1 pseudogene is annotated in these 1294 nt (G+C 58.7%); it reads right to left on the bottom strand.

Annotated features, from left to right (window positions below):
• Positions 1 to 1294: pseudogene (locus ACP7BV_RS27010) on the bottom strand (DNA-directed RNA polymerase subunit beta'); the annotation flags it as partial.

Genomic DNA, 1294 nt, shown 5'->3' on the forward strand with positions numbered 1-1294 from the left:
AAGCGGTGCAGGCCGCCGAAATGGCGTTGCGGGTCGCGCTCGAAAACATCCTTGTCAGTCAGGAGCATGGCATGTCCGGCGTTGATCGCTTCGCGGGTCGCGTAGTACAGACCGAGCACGATATCCTGGGAAGGAACGATCGACGGCTCGCCGTTCGACGGGAACAGGATGTTGTTCGACGCCAGCATCAGCGTGCGCGCTTCCATCTGTGCTTCGATCGACAGCGGGACGTGGACAGCCATCTGGTCACCGTCAAAGTCGGCGTTGAACGCGGCGCAGACGAGTGGGTGTAGCTGGATGGCCTTGCCTTCAATCAAGACCGGCTCGAAAGCCTGGATACCAAGGCGGTGCAGCGTAGGCGCGCGGTTGAGCATGACCGGGTGTTCACGGATCACGTCTTCCAGGATGTCCCACACGACCGGCTCTTGAATCTCGACCAATTTCTTAGCGGCCTTGATCGTCGTTGCCAGACCCATCAGTTCGAGCTTGTTGAAAATGAATGGCTTGAACAGTTCCAACGCCATCAGTTTCGGCAAGCCGCACTGGTGCAGTTTGAGCTGAGGACCAACGACGATGACGGAACGGCCCGAATAGTCGACGCGCTTACCCAGCAAGTTTTGACGGAAACGGCCGCCCTTACCCTTGATCATTTCAGCCAGCGACTTGAGCGGACGCTTGTTGGCGCCGGTCATCGCTTTACCGCGCCGGCCATTGTCCAGCAGCGAATCGACCGCTTCTTGCAGCATGCGCTTTTCGTTACGCGTAATAATTTCCGGCGCGCGCAATTCCATCAGACGCTTCAGGCGGTTATTACGGTTGATGACGCGGCGATACAGGTCGTTCAGGTCGGACGTTGCAAAGCGGCCGCCGTCGAGCGGTACCAGCGGACGCAATTCCGGCGGCAGCACTGGCAGCACTTCCATGATCATCCAGTCCGGCTTGATACCCGAACGCTGGAATGCCTCGAGCACTTTGAGGCGCTTGGCGTATTTCTTGATCTTCGCTTCGGACTTCGATTCCTTCAGTTCCACGCGCAGGGCTTCGGCATCGCGGTGGATGTCGATCGAGCGCAGCAGTTCACGGATACCTTCGGCGCCCATGAAGGCGGTGAAGTCGTCGCCGTACTCTTCGTACTTGGCGGCGTAGTCGTCTTCCGACATGATCTGGCACTTCTTGAGCGGCGTCATGCCCGGATCGGTCACGACGTATGCTTCGAAGTACAGCACGCGTTCGATGTCCCGCAGCGTCATGTCCAGGACCATGCCCAGACGCGAAGGCAGCGACTTCAGAAACC

This window comes from Massilia sp. TSP1-1-2 (assembly GCF_049896185.1).
In the GTDB taxonomy this organism is placed as follows: domain Bacteria; phylum Pseudomonadota; class Gammaproteobacteria; order Burkholderiales; family Burkholderiaceae_D; genus Telluria_A.